This is a genomic window from Pseudomonas sp. 65/3-MNA-CIBAN-0223 (genome assembly GCF_040310425.1).
GTDB classification, from domain to species: Bacteria; Pseudomonadota; Gammaproteobacteria; order Pseudomonadales; family Pseudomonadaceae; genus Aquipseudomonas; species Aquipseudomonas gregormendelii.
In genome coordinates, this window is sequence record NZ_JBEOPV010000218.1 from 1 (window position 1) to 260 (window position 260).

Below are 260 nucleotides of genomic sequence, written 5' to 3' on the forward strand. Positions count from 1 at the left end.
GAGCTGATGCATGCGATTCACGATCTGGGATTCCCTTACTGCACACCGATCCAGGCCCAGGTGCTCGGCTACACCCTCGCCGGAAGAGACGCCATTGGCCGCGCCCAGACCGGCACCGGCAAGACGGCCGCCTTCCTTATTTCCACCATAACGCAGCTGCTCGATACACCGCCGCCGAAAGATCGCTACATGGGCGAGCCGCGCGCGCTGATCATCGCGCCGACCCGTGAGCTCGTGGTGCAGATTGCCAATGACGCGCT

Annotated in this window: 1 protein-coding gene; it reads left to right on the forward strand. The window is 63.5% G+C overall.

The genetic code is table 11. The features are described 5' to 3' along the window. On the forward strand, positions 1-260 hold a 260-nt coding region (locus AAEZ09_RS28635; protein WP_350601720.1), incomplete at both ends, for a DEAD/DEAH box helicase.